Source organism: Pseudomonas sp. PICF6, from assembly GCF_009831705.1.
Taxonomy (GTDB): domain Bacteria; phylum Pseudomonadota; class Gammaproteobacteria; order Pseudomonadales; family Pseudomonadaceae; genus Aquipseudomonas; species Aquipseudomonas rhizophila.
This window is the reverse complement of sequence record NZ_WUUD01000032.1, coordinates 296,802-309,692: the sequence shown is the minus strand read 5'-3', so window position 1 is coordinate 309,692 and position 12,891 is coordinate 296,802. Positions and strand designations below refer to the sequence as shown.

At 61.7% G+C, this 12,891-nt stretch carries 14 protein-coding genes and 1 pseudogene; 5 read left to right on the top strand and 10 right to left on the bottom strand.

Annotation, left to right across the window (positions count from 1 at the left end):
- Both GSM73_RS27765 and GSM73_RS21940 read left to right on the top strand, forming a co-directional pair.
- On the top strand, positions 1-2,596 hold a 2,596-nt coding region (locus GSM73_RS27765; protein WP_256677044.1), incomplete at its 5' end, for a response regulator.
- Entirely contained in the window at positions 2,589-3,056 is a 468-nt protein-coding gene (locus GSM73_RS21940) for a chemotaxis protein CheW (protein ID WP_047225993.1), read from the top strand. The genes GSM73_RS27765 and GSM73_RS21940, both read left to right, overlap by 8 nt.
- A gap of 145 nt (positions 3,057-3,201) precedes the next feature.
- On the opposite strand, the gene GSM73_RS21935 is transcribed toward GSM73_RS21940, so the two are convergent.
- From GSM73_RS21935 to ubiE, 10 genes and pseudogenes are all read right to left on the bottom strand, one after another.
- Complete coding sequence (locus tag GSM73_RS21935; protein WP_370695183.1) at positions 3,202-5,109, bottom strand: methyl-accepting chemotaxis protein; 1,908 nt, start codon at positions 5,107-5,109, stop codon at positions 3,202-3,204.
- 134 nt (positions 5,110-5,243) lie between these two features.
- A complete protein-coding gene (locus GSM73_RS21930; protein WP_160893814.1) occupies positions 5,244-5,951 on the bottom strand; it encodes a 16S rRNA (uracil(1498)-N(3))-methyltransferase in 708 nt (235 codons plus the stop codon).
- Positions 5,948-6,742: a twin-arginine translocase subunit TatC gene (gene tatC / locus GSM73_RS21925; protein WP_076383016.1), complete on the bottom strand. Its 795-nt coding sequence runs from the start codon at positions 6,740-6,742 to the stop codon at positions 5,948-5,950. The genes GSM73_RS21930 and tatC overlap by 4 nt, the downstream gene beginning before the upstream one ends.
- Positions 6,739-7,158: a Sec-independent protein translocase protein TatB gene (tatB, locus tag GSM73_RS21920; protein WP_047225989.1), complete on the bottom strand. Its 420-nt coding sequence runs from the start codon at positions 7,156-7,158 to the stop codon at positions 6,739-6,741. The genes tatC and tatB overlap by 4 nt, the downstream gene beginning before the upstream one ends.
- A 10-nt stretch (positions 7,159-7,168) precedes the next feature.
- Positions 7,169-7,456 carry a twin-arginine translocase TatA/TatE family subunit gene (locus GSM73_RS21915; RefSeq protein WP_047225988.1) on the bottom strand — a complete coding sequence of 96 codons (288 nt, stop codon included), beginning with the start codon at positions 7,454-7,456 and terminating at the stop codon, positions 7,169-7,171.
- 24 nt (positions 7,457-7,480) lie between these two features.
- Positions 7,481-7,813: a phosphoribosyl-ATP diphosphatase gene (locus tag GSM73_RS21910; RefSeq protein WP_003186671.1), complete on the bottom strand. Its 333-nt coding sequence runs from the start codon at positions 7,811-7,813 to the stop codon at positions 7,481-7,483.
- Positions 7,806-8,204 (bottom strand): phosphoribosyl-AMP cyclohydrolase, encoded by a 399-nt coding sequence (gene hisI, locus GSM73_RS21905; RefSeq protein ID WP_003196931.1) that lies wholly within the window; start codon positions 8,202-8,204, stop codon positions 7,806-7,808. Before hisI ends, GSM73_RS21910 begins: the two co-directional genes overlap by 8 nt.
- An 81-nt stretch (positions 8,205-8,285) precedes the next feature.
- Entirely contained in the window at positions 8,286-9,890 is a 1,605-nt protein-coding gene (gene ubiB, locus GSM73_RS21900; protein ID WP_047225986.1) for a ubiquinone biosynthesis regulatory protein kinase UbiB, read from the bottom strand.
- Positions 9,887-10,511 (bottom strand): annotated as a pseudogene (locus GSM73_RS21895) (SCP2 domain-containing protein). The gene ubiB and the pseudogene GSM73_RS21895 overlap by 4 nt, the downstream one beginning before the upstream one ends.
- Positions 10,511-11,281, bottom strand: a complete 771-nt coding sequence (gene ubiE, locus GSM73_RS21890) for a bifunctional demethylmenaquinone methyltransferase/2-methoxy-6-polyprenyl-1,4-benzoquinol methylase UbiE (protein WP_047225985.1) — start codon at positions 11,279-11,281, stop codon at positions 10,511-10,513. Before ubiE ends, GSM73_RS21895 begins: the two are co-directional and overlap by 1 nt.
- Positions 11,282-11,436: 155 nt before the next feature.
- On the opposite strand from ubiE, the gene GSM73_RS21885 reads away from it, so the two are divergent.
- The 3 genes from GSM73_RS21885 to GSM73_RS27760 all read left to right on the top strand — a co-directional run.
- A complete protein-coding gene (locus tag GSM73_RS21885; RefSeq protein ID WP_160893812.1) occupies positions 11,437-11,712 on the top strand; it encodes a polyhydroxyalkanoic acid system family protein in 276 nt (91 codons plus the stop codon).
- 252 nt (positions 11,713-11,964) lie between these two features.
- Positions 11,965-12,387, top strand: a complete 423-nt coding sequence (locus GSM73_RS21880; RefSeq protein ID WP_047225983.1) for a phasin family protein — start codon at positions 11,965-11,967, stop codon at positions 12,385-12,387.
- Positions 12,388-12,397: 10 nt separating this feature from the next.
- Positions 12,398-12,891, top strand: a 494-nt coding sequence (locus GSM73_RS27760; RefSeq protein ID WP_256677043.1) for a phasin family protein, incomplete at its 3' end; no start/stop codon positions are given.

The window sequence follows — 12,891 nt, the reverse complement described above, 5'->3', positions numbered from 1 at the left end:
ACGCGACTTGCACACCCTCAAGGGCGGCGCACGAATGGCCGATATCCGGCCGGTGAGCGACCTGGCCCAGGAGCTGGAAAATCTCTACGAAGGGCTGGTGGACCGCCGTTACAGCCACAGCGAGGAACTCGAGCAACTGCTCAGCAGCAGTCACGAACGCCTCGATCTGCTGCTCGGGCAGTTGCAGCAGGGCCAGCCGTTGGGCGATCCCGTTGCGCTGATCGACGCCATTCGCCGGTTCCGTCAGGACAAGCCGAACCCAATCGATTCGGCAGGGGCGATCCAGGGCGAGGGGGCCGGACATGACCCGGAGCTGCTGGAAATCTTCCTCGAAGAAGGTTTTGACATTCTCGACAGCGCAGGCTCAGCGCTGCTGCGCTGGCAGGACGAACCGTCGAACCGCCAGGCCCTGGAAACGCTGTTGCGGGATTTGCACACCCTCAAGGGTGGTGCGCGGATGGTGGAAATCGTCCCCATCGGCGACCTGGCCCATGAGCTGGAAAATCTCTATGAAGGCTTGTCGGCGGGGCTGCTCCAACCGACACCAGCGCTGTTCGCCTTGCTGCAAAGCAGCCATGACCGGCTGGCGCAGATGCTCGATGCGGTACGCGCCGGCCACCCGTGCCCTGTTGCCGACCGGCTGATCGCGCAGATCCAGGCGGTGAATCATCCGCAGGACAGCGAGACGCCCAAAGTCGTCCCCGCGCCGGAACCGGCCCCGACCCCGCCGCCTGCACCCACAAGGCCTGAGACCGGCACCCCGAGCGACGGCGCGGACATGGTCAAAGTCTCCGCCGAATTGCTTGACGACCTGGTGAACCTGGCTGGGGAAACCTCGATTTTCCGTGGGCGTATCGAACAGCAGGTCAACGACGCGCGCGTGGCCCTGGGCGAGATGGAAACCACTATCGAGCGCATGCGCGACCAGTTGCGCCGTCTTGATACCGAAACCCAGGGCCGGATCCTCAGTCGCCAGCAGGTCGAGGCCGAGCGCCTGGGCTACGAAGAATTCGACCCGCTGGAGATGGACCGGCATTCCCAGTTGCAGCAATTGTCCCGGGCGCTGTTCGAATCGGCCTCGGACTTGCTCGATCTCAAGGAAACCCTCGAACGCAGCAATCACGACGCTGAGAACCTGCTGCAACAGCAGGGGCGGGTCAATACCGAACTTCAGGAAGGGTTGATGCGCACGCGCATGGTGCCGTTCGAGCGCATGTTGCCGCGCCTCAAACGCATCGTGCGGCAAGTGGCGCAGGAGTTGGGCAAGGACGTGGAGTTCGTGGTTGGCAATGCTGAAGGCGAAATGGACCGTAGCGTGCTGGAGCGCATGGCCGCGCCCTTGGAGCATATGCTGCGCAACGCCGTCGACCACGGCCTGGAGCCAGCCGACGTGCGCATCGCTGCCGGGAAACCGGCCCGGGGGCGCATCAGCCTCGACCTGTCCCGGGAAGGTGGCGACATCATTTTCGACATTCGCGACGACGGCGCCGGCGTGCCGCTGGAGGCGGTGCGCAGCAAGGCGATCAAGCGTGGTCTGCTGGCACCGGACAGCGACATCAGCGACCGCGACGTGCTGCAATTCATCTTGCAGCCGGGCTTTTCCACCGCCGAAAAAATCACCCAGATTTCCGGGCGCGGCGTCGGCATGGACGTGGTCCACGAAGAGGTGCGGCAACTGGGCGGCAGCATGGTCATCGACTCCACACCGGGGCAGGGCGTGCATTTCCGCATTCGCCTGCCGTTTACCGTGGCGGTGAACCGGGCGTTGATGGTGCAATGTCACGAAGACCAGTACGCGATCCCACTGAACACCATCGAAAGTATCGTCCGGGTGTTGCCCGCTGAACTGGATGGCTATTACCAGCTCGACCCGCCGACCTACACCTACGCCGGGCAACGCTATGAGCTGTGCTACCTGGGTGAGCTATTGAAAACCGGCGCTCGCCCGAAACTGTTGGGCCAGAGCCAACCGTTGCCGGTGCTGCTGATGCAATGCAGCGAGCGGCATATCGCGGTGCAAGTGGACGCTACCGCTGGGACCCGGGAGATCGTGGTCAAGAGCCTCGGCCCGCAATTTTCGGCGGTGCAGGGCTTGTCGGGGGCGACGATCCTGGGCGATGGCCGGGTGGTGTTGATTCTCGACCTGTTGGCGCCGATCCGCGCCTTGCCTCATCAGGTCCCACGCCGCCCGGCAGCGGCGCAAGGCGAGGGCGAACACCCGCGAGCATTGCTGGTGCTGGTGGTGGACGACTCGGTGACGGTCCGCAAGGTCACCAGCCGCCTGCTGGAGCGCCACGGCATGCACGTGCTCACCGCCAAGGATGGCGTGGATGCCATGGCGCTGCTGGCCGAACACTCCCCCGACCTGATGTTGCTGGACATCGAAATGCCGCGCATGGACGGCTTCGAAGTGGCCACGCAAGTACGCAATGACCCGCGCCTGGCCCACCTGCCGATCATCATGATCACCTCCCGCACCGGCCAGAAACACCGCGACCGCGCCATGGCCATCGGCGTCAACGACTACCTGGGCAAGCCGTACCAGGAATCGGTGCTGCTCGACAGCATCGCCCGCTGGAGCAAAACCCATGCATGACCTTCACCCGCGCACCGGGCACATCACTGGGCTGCTGCTACCCCTGGCCGACCGGCACCTGATTTTACCCAACGTGGCCGTGGCCGAGCTGATCGACTACCAGAGCAGCGCGTTCGATATGGACACTCCGCCGTGGTTCCTGGGTTGGGTGAGCTGGCGCGAACGGCAAATCCCGTTGCTGAGTTTCGAGTCGGCCTGCGGCCAGAAAACCGTGATCGGCGAGCGTGCGCGCATCGTCGTGCTCAATGCCCTGGGCGGGCGCCCGGAGTTGCGGTTCATTGCGCTGCTGGTCCAGGGTATCCCGCGTTCCTACAAACTCGACACCCAGTTGAGCTACGTCGATGTACCGCTGTGTGGGCTGGAACAGGCGGCGGTACAAGTGGGCGAGCATGTGGCGAAGGTGCCGGATTTGTTGGCCCTGGAAGAGTTGGTCGTTGCCTCGGGGTTGGCAAAAAGCTAGGTCAGACACGGTACCTGTAGGAGCGGGCTTGTTCGCGAAGTCGGGCTGATAGCCGGCCAGGGTTTTGTTGACTGAGTACATATCCATTGCCGCCGTTACCGCAGCAACGGATATACACAAAACTCAAGTAAGCAGTCCCAAGTCATCAAACCCTGAACCGCCCCACCAACGTCTGCAAATGAACCCCCAACCGGGCCAATTCAGCGCTCGAAGCGGCCGTCTCTTCACTGGACGACGCAGTTTGCTCCGACACATCGCGCACATTCAGCACGCTGCGGTTGATCTCCTCGGCCACGGCACTCTGCTGCTCGGCCGCAGCGGCGATCTGCTGGTTCATCGACTGAATGGCCGAGACCGTGCGGGTGATGTTTTCCAGGGATCCACCGGCGCGGCGGGTCAGTTCGACGCTGTTGTCGGTCAGGCTGCGGCTGTTGTCCATGATGGTCGCGACCTGCTCGGTGCCTGACTGCAGGCCGACGATCAGTTCTTCGATTTCTTCTGTGGACTTCTGGGTGCGCTGGGCCAGGCTGCGGACCTCGTCAGCCACCACCGCGAAACCACGTCCGGCTTCGCCCGCACGGGCCGCTTCGATGGCCGCGTTGAGGGCCAGCAGGTTGGTTTGCTGGGCTACGGACTTGATCACGTCCAGCACGCTGCCGATTTTGTCGCTTTCGCGCTTGAGGTCGCCCATGGCTGTGGTGGAGTTACCCACTTCGAGGGCTAGGCGTTCGATCTGGGCGATGGCTTCGCCGACCACTTTTTCACCCTCGCGTGCCTGCTGGTCAGCCGCGACGGCCGCTTCGGAAGCTTCCTCGGCATTGCGCGCCACTTCCTGCACCGTGGCGGTCATTTCGTGCATGGCGGTGGCGACCTGGTCGGTTTCCACTTTCTGGCTGTTGACCCCGGCGCTGGTCTGCTCGGTCACGGCCGAGAGTTGTTCGGCGGCGCTGGCGATTTGTGTAACGCCGTCGCTGATGCCGCCGATCAACTGCCGCAGGCCCACGGTCATGCTCTGCATAGCGCGCTGCAATTGACCGAGTTCGTCGCGGCGCTCGGAGGTGAGGTTGTGGGTCAGGTCGCCCGCGGCAATGCGCTCGGCGACTTTGAGGGTCTGGTCCAGCGGGCCGACGATCTGCCGGGTGATGACCAATGCTGCGATCACGCCGAACAACATGGCCAGCACGGCAGCCGATACCAGGACGGTCTTGGCCTGGGCGGCGTCCTGGTCGCGCACGGCGGTCTGGGACACGGTCAGGCTTTTGCTGGACTCAAGCAATACTTCGCCTTGCTCGGTCATGCGCTTGAGCGCCGCGGCGGTATCAAGCTGGGAATCGCGAAACTGACTGACCGCCGCACGGTAGGCGTTGATCGAATCGCTGGCTTGCTGCAGGTTGGCGGAGTGCTCCTCAGGCAACTGCGCCGGTAGGCGTGCGAGAAGTTTGAGGGCATCGGTAATGGCGTCAAGGGCCGGTTGCTGGGCTTCGTTCTTACCGCTGTAGGTGTAGCCGCGAACCTGATAACGCGCTTGCTGGATCGCCTTGCTCAGGGATACCACGCTGTTGAATTGGGCGACGTTCTCGCTTTGCAGCGTGGCTTTTTCAACCTCGGCGACGCGGGCCACGGCGTTGTCGGCGCTGGCGCCGAGTTTGCTGCGGGCATCTTCGCGACTGACGGTGGCGCTGGCCATCTCGGCGAAGGCGCTTTTGTACTCGGCCACAGCGGCCAGTTGTTTGTCGATCAGCGCCACGTCGGCCGGCTGCTCGATCATCTGGCGGGCTGCGGTCAGGCCGGTCTCGAGTTTGGCAAGCAGATCGTTGACTTCCTGCGGACCGTTTTCACCCCGCGTGGTGTAGTAGTCCAGGCGTGCCAGGCGCAGGTCCTTGCTCAACTCGTTCAGGCTGGAAATGTAGCCCAGCTTGTCGCCACGGCTAATGACATTGCCCAGGCCGCTCCAGCCGGTGAAAGCGATCATCAAGGTTAGAAATAGCACCAGACCGAAGCCGAAGCCGAGTTTGCGATTGACGCTTACGTTTCCCAGACTCTGGGTAAGCATTCGGAACATGCTGATTTCTCCCTTGCTGCACTGAATTGGTTTTATGGGAGCTGTATCGGCGGGGCGGGAGGGATCTGTAGAAATGAACTGAGAATCCTGGCGCTCGCCACAAAAAACGTGCAAGCGGCAGGGGGTCAGAACAACCGTGCGAGCAGCGCGGTAACGGCGGTTTCGACGCGCAGGATGCGTTCGCCCAGTTGTACCGGTTGCAGTCCGGCCTTGGCCAGCAGGTCGATTTCGTAAGGAATCCAGCCGCCTTCGGGGCCGATGGCGAGGGTCACGGGTTCCTCCAGCGCGCGAGGGCAGGGGGGGTAGTTCCCCGGATGGCCGACCAGACCGCAGGTGCCGTTCGCCATGGCCGGCAGGCGGTCTTCAACGAAGGGCTTGAAGCGCTTTTCAATGATGATCTCTGGCAGCACGCTGTCGCGCGCCTGCTCCAGGCCAAGGATCAGTTGTTCGCGAATGGCCTCGGGCTCCAGGAACGGGGTCTGCCAGAAGCTCTTTTCCACGCGGTAACTGTTGACCAGTACCACGCGCGGCACGCCCATGCTGGCGATGGTCTGGAACACTCGCCGGAGCATTTTCGGTCGAGGCAGGGCCAGCACCAGTGTCAGTGGCAGCTTGACCGGCGCAGGTTGGTCGAGTGTCACTTGCAGTTCGGCTTCATGGGCTTCCAGGCGCAGCACCTGGGCCGTGCCCATCAACCCGCCGATACGCCCGACCCGCAGGCTGTCACCGACGGCGCTACGGTGCACTTGCTGCATGTGGGTCAAGCGGCGATCGCTCAGCACGACGCGGTCAGGCCCGATGAAGTCGGCCTCTTCAAGCAGCAGCAGGTTCACGCTTGGGTCGCTGGCGGCTGGTCGTTATGGTCGTCGACCGGCTGATCGTCTGCTTCTTCCCGGCGCTTGCGCACCAGACCGCCGAACAGGATGCCGATCTCGAACAGCAGCCACATCGGCACGGCCAGCAGGGTCTGGGAGAAGATGTCCGGCGGGGTCAGGATCATGCCGACCACGAAGCAGCCGATGATCACGTACGGACGAATTTTCTTCAGGTACGCAACGTCGACCACGCCGATCCACACCAGCAGTACCACGGCTACTGGGATTTCGAACGCCACGCCGAAGGCGAAGAACAGCGTCATGACGAAATCCAGGTAGCTGGTGATGTCGGTCATCATTTCCACGCCCGCGGGAGTGGCGGCGGCAAAGAACTTGAAGATCAACGGGAATACGAAGAAGTAGGCGAAGGCCATGCCGGTGTAGAACAGCAGAATGCTGGACACCAGCAGCGGCACGGCAACGCGTTTTTCATGCTTGTACAGGCCTGGCGCGATGAAGCCCCAGATCTGGTGCAGGATCACCGGGATCGCCAGGAACAACGAGACCATCATCGTCAGCTTGAGCGGCGTCAGGAACGGTGACGACACGTCGGTGGCGATCATCGTCGCGCCTTCCGGCAGGTACTGGCGCAGCGGTGTGGAAACGAAGGTGTAGATCTGTTGGGTGAAGGCAAACAGCCCGGCGAAGATGACGAAAATCGCCGCCACGCAACGCAACAGGCGGGTGCGCAACTCGGTGAGGTGCGATACCAGCGGCATCGGCTGGTCGTTTTCAGGAATATCGCTCATGGGGCTCGCGGCGGCAAAGTAGGGTCGTTAGGAACGGCTGGTGCCGCCACTGTCGGGGCGGGCTCCACGGGGTTCGCGGGCGCGGCTGCTACAGGCGGCGTGTCATCCACCGGCGCCTGGGGGGCAATCGTCGGCTCGACCGCCGGCTGAACCGGTGTCGGCTCCTGCTGGGTCGGGGTGAAGATTTTCCGCGCTTCCTGCTCCAGAGACAGAATGTGTTCGTTGTGCAGTTGCCGACGAATGTCGTCGGCCCCGATTTCACGTTCAACTTCCTGTTTGATCGCATTGAAGCTGCGCTTGAGCCGCCCGATCCATAGACCTGCGGTGCGCGCAGCGCCCGGCAGCCGCTCGGGGCCCAGTACCAGCAGGGCGACGAGGCCGACGAGCAGCAGTTCAGTGAAGCTGATCCCAAACATTAGTCAGTGCTCACGAGTCTTTGCGGGCCGGCTCTTCGACTTTCTGTGCCTGCACATCGATGGTGTGCGGGGCATTCACAGGTTGAGTGGCCTGTGGGTGAACCGGTTGGCTCGGCTGCGCTGGTTGAGCGGGCGTCGCTGCCGGGTCGGCCGGTTTTTCGTCGTCGTTCATGGCCTTGCGAAAGCCCTTGATCGACTCGCCAACGTCAGTGCCCAGGTTCTTGAGTTTCTTGGTGCCGAACACCAGTACCACGACCACCAGAATGACGACCCAGTGTTTCCAGTCAAAAATACCCATGTGGCTATTCCTCTCGTAAGTTGATCAGGCGGACGGACGCGAGGCTTTCTCGACGTGCCCGGACAGACCGAAACGACGGTCCAGTTCATCCAGTACAGCCTGCGGGTGCTGCCCCAGTTGGGCAAGCATGACCAGGCTATGGAACCACAGGTCGGCGGTCTCGTAGATCACGTCACTGCAGTCGCCGCTGATGGCGGCGTCCTTGGCGGCGATGATGGTCTCGACCGACTCTTCACCGACCTTTTCCAGAATCTTGTTCAAACCCTTGTGGTACAGACTGGCGACATAGGAACTGTCGGCCGCTGCGCCTTTGCGCTCTTCCAGCACCTGGGCCAGGCGGGTCAGGGTGTCACTCATGGGTATGTCCTGAATAAATGGCGTGCGGGTCCTTGAGCACCGGGTCGACGGTTTTCCAGTCGCCGTTCTCGAAGACGCGATAGAAGCAGCTTTGACGGCCGGTGTGGCAGGCGATCTCACCGACCTGCTCGACCATCAGGATGATGACGTCGCCGTCGCAGTCCAGGCGCATCTCGTGCAGGTGCTGCACGTGCCCGGACTCTTCACCCTTGCGCCACAGCTTGCCACGCGAACGTGACCAATAGATGGCGCGGTTCTCAGCGGCGGTCAGGGCCAGCGCTTCACGGTTCATCCAGGCCATCATCAGCACGCGCCCGGTCTTGTGATCCTGGGCGATGGCCGGCACCAGGCCGTCAGCGTCCCATTTGATCTCGTCCTGCCAGTTTTTCATCTTCGACTCCGACAATGGGCCGCGCATCTCAAGTCGACGGGCCCAGCCTTGAAACAGTGTGCCAGCGTGAACCGGTGCTGGCTATCGACGAACGACCAGATACAAACCAACGATGACCATGATGCCGGCGGGCCAGTGGCCCAGCTGACTCAACGGGCCCCCGCTCGCCAGTACTGCACCGCCACCCAGGTGAGCGGCGCCGAGCAGGCGCATGAACCAGTCGTCCCCGCGCTCTTTCCACGGCGGCGCGGGATCGTGGGCGTGGGGTTGGGACATGCGTTCGAGCAGGTCGCGGGTCATGTTGGCCAGGTGCGGGAGCTGCTCGAACTGGCTCTGCACGTTGCCCAGCAAGGTTTTGGGGCTCACGCGCTCACGCATCCAGCGTTCGAGGAACGGCTGGGCGGTGTTCCACAGGTCCAGGTCCGGGTATAGCTGGCGACCAAGGCCTTCGATGTTCAGCAAGGTTTTCTGCAACAGTACCAACTGCGGCTGAACCTCCATATTGAAGCGACGCGCGGTCTGGAACAGGCGCATCAGCACCTGGCCGAATGAAATATCTTTTAACGGTTTTTCGAAGATCGGTTCGCATACCGTGCGGATCGCCGCTTCGAATTCGTTGAGTTTGGTCTCGGCCGGCACCCAGCCGGAGTCGATGTGCAGTTGCGCGACGCGGCGGTAGTCGCGCTTGAAGAAGGCGAACAGGTTGCGGGCCAGATAGTCCTGGTCTTCGGGAGTCAGGCTGCCGACGATGCCGCAGTCGATGGCAATGTATTGCGGGCTCCACGGTTGCACGGTGCTGACAAAGATATTCCCCGGGTGCATGTCGGCGTGGAAGAAGCTGTCGCGGAACACCTGGGTGAAGAAGATTTCCACGCCGCGCTCGGCCAGCAGTTTCATGTCGGTGCGCTGGTCGGCCAGGGTCGCCAGGTCGGTGACCTGGATGCCGTAGATACGCTCCATCACCAACACTTTCGGACGGCACCAGTCCCAATAGACTTGCGGCACATAGAGCAGCGGCGAGCCTTCGAAGTTACGCCGCAGTTGGCTGGCGTTGGCGGCTTCGCGCAGCAGATCGAGTTCGTCGTAAATGGTTTTTTCGTAATCCAGGACCACGTCAACCGGGTGCAACAGGCGCGCATCGGCCGACAGCCGCTCGGCGGCCCGGGCGAGAATGAACAGCCACGCCAGGTCCTGGGCAATGATCGGCTTGAGACCCGGGCGGATAACCTTCACCACCACTTCTTCGCCGCTCTTGAGCTGCGCAGCGTGAACCTGGGCCACGGAGGCCGAGGCCAGCGGTTCGACGTCGAAACGGCTGAACACTTCGCTGATCTTCTTGCCCAGTTGCTCTTCGATCAGGGCCACCGACACCTTTGAATCGAACGGCGGCACGCGGTCTTGAAGCATCATCAATTCATCGGCGATGTCTTCGGGCAACAGGTCGCGACGAGTCGAGAGGATCTGCCCGAACTTGATGAAGATCGGTCCCAGGTCCTGCAAGGCCAGGCGCAGGCGTGCGCCGCGACTCAGGTCCAGCGTTCGCCGGGGAAACCAGCGCCACGGCAGCACGAAGCGCAGCGCCAGCAAAAACCAGGGCAGCGGCAGGGCGAACAGCAGGTCATCGAGGCGATAGCGGATCACGACGCGCTGGATGCGCAACAAACGGCGGACGGCAAGCAGCTTCATGCGTTATCGCTTGGTTTCAAGGGAGCGGGAAAGGCGCTCGAAACGCGCCTCGAGACGTTCCAGGTCAAGTTTGATCTGGTCCAGTTCATTAAAGCGGGCGTCGGCTTCGCGTTGGCCTACGAGAGTACGCGATTCCTCGGCCAGGTATTCACTCAGATTCTGCCCCAGGCTGGCGAAGCCTTGGCGATACCAGCGAGTGCGGCTGCGCAGATGGCCACTGAGTAGCTGAGTGGCCACCGGCCCGAGCCAGCGGGATACTTCATATTCCCAGTCCAGCTCCAGGTCCTGGAGAATCGCCGCCAGCTCCAGCAGCACGCCGCTGTCGCCGTCCAGTTCCACCTCAGGGCCATGCAGCACGGCGGTCTTGTCCTTGCTCAGGGCCAGGTTCACCAGGCTCGATGCCGGGGCACGCAGGGTGCAGTGGGCCTCGGCTTCCCAGTGTGCAGCGAGCATCAGGCCTTCGTCGCTGGGCAGGATGAACAGCCGCAATGCGGGGCTGCGGCAATCCACCGCAATCACCTTGCCGCTCAAGTGCGCCAGGCGCGCCAGCGCCGTACTGTCCAGGCGCAGGACGCGATTGACGCCGAGTTCGACGCTGGCGAGCAGGCCGGTGAGCAGCATCAGGGCTTGATACCGCGGTGCAGGGCCACGATGCCCGAGGTCATGTTGTGGTAGGTCACGCGGTCGAAACCGGCCTCGACCATCATCGACTTCAGGGTTTCCTGATCCGGGTGCATGCGGATCGATTCGGCCAGGTAGCGATAGCTTTCCGAGTCGTTGGTGATCAGCTTGCCCATCAGTGGCATGAAGGCGAACGAGTAGGCGTCGTAGGCCTTGGACATCAGCGCGTTGGTCGGCTTGGAGAATTCCAGTACCAGCAGACGGCCGCCGGGCTTGAGGACTCGTAGCATCGAGCGCAGGGCGTCTTCCTTGTGGGTGACGTTGCGCAGGCCGAAGGCGATGGTGACGCAATCGAAATGGTTGTCAGGGAAGGGCAGCTTCTCGGCGTCGGCCTGGACGAACTCGACATTGCCGGCCACACCCAGGTCCAGCAGGCGGTCACGACCGACCTTGAGCATGGACTCGTTGATGTCAGCGAGCACCACCTGACCGGTCGGCCCGACAATGTGAGAGAACTTCTTCGTCAGGTCGCCGGTGCCGCCGGCGATGTCCAGCACCCGATTGCCGCTGCGCACACCCGACAGTTCGATCGCGAAACGCTTCCACAGACGGTGCATGCCACCCGAGAGCAGATCGTTCATCAAGTCATATTTGGCGGCTACCGAGTGGAAAACCTCAGCGACTTTTTCCGCCTTTTGGCTTTCCGGCACGTTCTTGAAGCCGAAGTGAGTGGTGGGTTCGGCATCGCTGCCTTTGCGCTGATCAGTCATATCGCTGTCACCAAAAAAGAATGCGGGACATTCTAATCCCGGTGGAGGGCTTTGTCTTGGCAAGCCTGAAGGTAAGATGAGCGACCGCCGGGACGTTTTGACGCAGCCAGGGTCAGAAACGTGCAGGCAAGTCCCGATAAAACAGGAGTCATCAGATGGCCCGTATAACAGTTGAGCGTGCCCACGGCCTGGGCAAGGATGCGGCCCGCGCGAAAGCCGACCAGTTGGCGCAGAAACTGTCCGACAGCTATGGCCTGGAGCCGCAGTGGTCGGGCGACACGCTGAAGCTCAAGCGCTCCGGGGTCAAAGGCGAGGTGCATGTGGGCGAGGACTCGATCCGCGTCGATGTCGAACTGGGCATGTTGATGTCGGCCATGAGCGGCACGATCAAGACGGAAATTGAAAAGGCGTTGGATAAAGCATTGGCTTGATTGAAGAGATGACTCAAGTTCATCACTCATTCACCTGTGGGAGCGAGCCTGCTCGCGATAGCGGCGTGTCATTCAACATCAATGTTGCCGGTCTATCGCCATCGCGAGCAGGCTCGCTCCCACAGGGGAAGTCATCACCTCGGATTCTGTGGCAGTAGTTAGGGTGCCGTTTCTAATTATTGTCACTACTTTGTGCCTGAGCCCGACCGTGTACGGGCAGTTCCTCAAACCTGTTATCGAGTGAGGTGCACCATGGCCAAAGTTATTTTGAAGAAAAAAACCGACGTTGAATCTTCCACGCTCAGCGACGTGAAAACGTACGCGCGCAAGATCTGGCTGGCGGGCCTGGGCGCCTACACCAAGGTCGGCCAGGAAGGCAGCGAGTACTTCCAAGAGTTGGTAAAAGCCGGTGAAGTCATTGAAACCAAAGGCAAAAAGAACATTGCCGGAAAACTCGAAGCGGCCAACAGCGAACTGATTGAAGCCAAGACTGACGTCAACACGTTCAAGGCCCGGGTTGAAGTACAACTCGATAAAGTCGAGAAGGTATTCGACGCCCGTGTTGCAAGTGCCTTGAATCGTATCGGCATTCCGTCTAAACATGACGTTGAGACACTCTCTGCTAAGCTCGATGAGCTGACGGCATTGCTTGAACGTGTCGCGCGTAAACATTAAGGAGAACGGGATGGCTGGCAAAAAAATCACCGAAAAAGAAGGCAGCTCGTGGGCCGGGAAGATTGAAAAATACTCCCGCAAAATCTGGCTTGCTGGTTTAGGCGTGTACTCGAAGATTGACACTGACGGCAGCAAACTCTTCGAGTCCCTGGTTAAGGACGGCGAGAAGGCCGAAAAACTCACCAAGACGGCGGTCGGCAAACAAGTCGATGCCACCAAGGACTCCGTCGAGTCCGCCAAGTCGCGAATCGGCGGTGTGAAGGATCGCGCACTGGGCAAGTGGGACGAACTGGAAGGGGCTTTCGACAAGCGCCTGAACAGCGCGATCTCTCGGCTGGGCGTGCCGAGCCGCAATGAAGTCAAGGCGCTGCACAGCAAGGTCGACACCCTGACCAAGCAGATCGAAAAACTCACCGGCGCCAAGGTCGCGCCAGTGGCGGCCAAGACTGCGGCAGCCAAACCTGCCACCAAGACGGCAGCCAAGCCATTGGTCAAGGCCGCGGC

Coding starts and splice junctions, on each gene's coding strand:
- GSM73_RS21940 (WP_047225993.1), top strand. CDS start 2,589: ATGCATGACCTTCACCCGCGCACCGGGCACATCACTGGGCTGCTGCTA.
- GSM73_RS21935 (WP_370695183.1), bottom strand. CDS start 5,109: ATGCTTACCCAGAGTCTGGGAAACGTAAGCGTCAATCGCAAACTCGGC.
- tatC (WP_076383016.1), bottom strand. CDS start 6,742: ATGAGCGATATTCCTGAAAACGACCAGCCGATGCCGCTGGTATCGCAC.
- tatB (WP_047225989.1), bottom strand. CDS start 7,158: ATGTTTGGGATCAGCTTCACTGAACTGCTGCTCGTCGGCCTCGTCGCC.
- GSM73_RS21915 (WP_047225988.1), bottom strand. CDS start 7,456: ATGGGTATTTTTGACTGGAAACACTGGGTCGTCATTCTGGTGGTCGTG.
- GSM73_RS21910 (WP_003186671.1), bottom strand. CDS start 7,813: ATGAGTGACACCCTGACCCGCCTGGCCCAGGTGCTGGAAGAGCGCAAA.
- hisI (WP_003196931.1), bottom strand. CDS start 8,204: ATGAAAAACTGGCAGGACGAGATCAAATGGGACGCTGACGGCCTGGTG.
- ubiB (WP_047225986.1), bottom strand. CDS start 9,890: ATGAAGCTGCTTGCCGTCCGCCGTTTGTTGCGCATCCAGCGCGTCGTG.
- ubiE (WP_047225985.1), bottom strand. CDS start 11,281: ATGACTGATCAGCGCAAAGGCAGCGATGCCGAACCCACCACTCACTTC.
- GSM73_RS21885 (WP_160893812.1), top strand. CDS start 11,437: ATGGCCCGTATAACAGTTGAGCGTGCCCACGGCCTGGGCAAGGATGCG.
- GSM73_RS21880 (WP_047225983.1), top strand. CDS start 11,965: ATGGCCAAAGTTATTTTGAAGAAAAAAACCGACGTTGAATCTTCCACG.